The sequence below is a fragment of the Acidithiobacillus sp. TH-A67 genome, assembly GCF_057473545.1.
In genome coordinates, this window is sequence record NZ_JBYCKU010000017.1 from 1 (window position 1) to 1,702 (window position 1,702).

A 1,702-nucleotide genomic window follows, 5' to 3' on the forward strand; every position below is an offset into this window, starting at 1 on the left:
CCAGCACCGTCATTTGCTCCGGCACCTCACGGGGCACACCATTTACCTGTATCAGCATGCCTGCGATGCTAGAACCTCCCCGCAGGGGCGTCAATCCCGCAACTCTTGCAAAAGATCCGCACTCCGTTTACGCCATCGCGGCATTTCTGCGCGAAATGCCGCAAGTCTTTCGAACGGGAGCGCGCTCGTGCCATTCTCCACACACTCAACGCGCGCCACAGGACGCCCATGACGCGTAATGATAACCGTCTCACCATTTTCGACCTGATGAAGAATTTCACTCAGATGCGTTTTTGTATGCGCCAGCGTATAAGTTCCCATCATTTTCTCCCAAGATGGCTATATTTATGGCCAAAATAAAGGACCTAAACATCAAGATCAACAATTTTGGGGGTGATGCCTTGTATATAAACCAAAGCCCGCCTAGGATAACGAGATTATGCCCACCATCGATCACATAGACGCAGCGCGGGTAGTGATCTACCTCAACGATCATCGTCCTGCTCATGTGCACGTGGTAAAAGGGGATGGTAAGGCAGTATTCATATTGCATTGCCCGAAAGGGCCACCGGAGCTACGGGAGAGCACTGGCTTTTCCAGGACGGAGATACGTCACATTCTGGAAGAAAGCATATCCCGATTGGCATTATTCTGTGGAGAGTGGGAGAGGTACCATGGACCAGATAGACAAAATTCTTGAGCGCGACTGGGACGCTGCAAATCAGCGTGGACAGGAGACGCTTGCTGCTGGCCCACTGGCGGAGTCCGCCTACTATGACCAACCTACGGGAAAGATCGTGATAGAGCTGAACAACGGCGTTGGTCTACACATCCCACCAGCATTGATTCAAGGCATAGAGAATGCCACCCCCGCAGATATGGCAGAGATCGTCATTCAGGGACGTGGCCTTGGACTACACTTCCCGCGATTGGACGCTGATCTGTACGTCCCTGCATTGGCGCGGGGCGTTCTCGGTACATCGGCATGGATGCGCAGCCTTGGGCAGAAGGGAGGCGTATCAAAAAGCCCCGCCAAGGCAGCAGCGGCACGAAGAAACGGACGGCTTGGCGGGCGTCCACCATCCACAGAAAAGAAGGCTGTATCGTAATGTCTCATGTTAGGCAGAGAGAGGCCCACAAGACACAAGGACGCATTCTGTCTAACAAGATGAGCGTTGATGAATATCTAGCCGGCGAGCAGGACGGTGAGTTCCGGCACGAATATATTGATGGCATGGTCTATGCCATGGTCGGTGCCAGTCGCCGTCACGCGCTGATAGTCACCTCCCTCACCCTCTTGTTGGGTCCCAAAGCACGGCAGCAAGGCTGCCAACTTTTCACCAATGACATGAAAGTGCGTATCCAGCAGGCCGGAGAGGAGAGCTTTTATTACCCCGACCTGATACTCAGCTGTGATCCCAACGATCGGGAAACTTACTTCAGCACCCGCCCCTGCCTGATTATCGAAGTACTTTCTGAAAGCACCGAACGCATCGACCGGCGCGAAAAACTCTATGCCTATACCGGCGGACTGCCCAGCCTGCACGAATACCTGCTGCTCGCTCAGGACTGTCGTCAGGCTGATCTATATCGCCGCAGGTCAGAAGGCTGGCAGCATGAAAAGCTTGTCGAAGGCAGTATCCATCTGCAATGTCTGGATATGGAGGTGACCATCGATGATATCTACCAGGATGCCGAGCGT

The 1,702-nt window shown here is 53.7% G+C and carries 4 protein-coding genes; 3 read left to right on the top strand and 1 reads right to left on the bottom strand.

What is annotated here, in order from left to right; translation table 11 throughout:
- Nucleotides 1-90: 90 nt before the first annotated feature.
- A complete protein-coding gene (locus tag AC2VNM_RS02195; protein WP_486912777.1) occupies nt 91-324 on the bottom strand; it encodes a type II toxin-antitoxin system Phd/YefM family antitoxin in 234 nt (77 codons plus the stop codon).
- Between the two features lie 115 nt (nt 325-439).
- Here AC2VNM_RS02195 and AC2VNM_RS02200 point away from each other — a divergent pair, with 115 nt between their 5' ends.
- The 3 genes from AC2VNM_RS02200 to AC2VNM_RS02210 form a co-directional block, all read left to right on the top strand.
- Nucleotides 440-700, top strand: coding sequence for a DUF4160 domain-containing protein (locus AC2VNM_RS02200; RefSeq protein WP_010638686.1), 261 nt, complete (start codon nt 440-442; stop codon nt 698-700).
- Complete coding sequence (locus AC2VNM_RS02205; protein WP_215887589.1) at nt 675-1,109, top strand: DUF2442 domain-containing protein; 435 nt, start codon at nt 675-677, stop codon at nt 1,107-1,109. Before AC2VNM_RS02200 ends, AC2VNM_RS02205 begins: the two co-directional genes overlap by 26 nt.
- 59 nt (nt 1,110-1,168) lie before the next feature.
- The coding region (locus tag AC2VNM_RS02210) for a Uma2 family endonuclease (RefSeq protein WP_486912778.1) at nt 1,169-1,702 on the top strand (534 nt) is incomplete at its 3' end.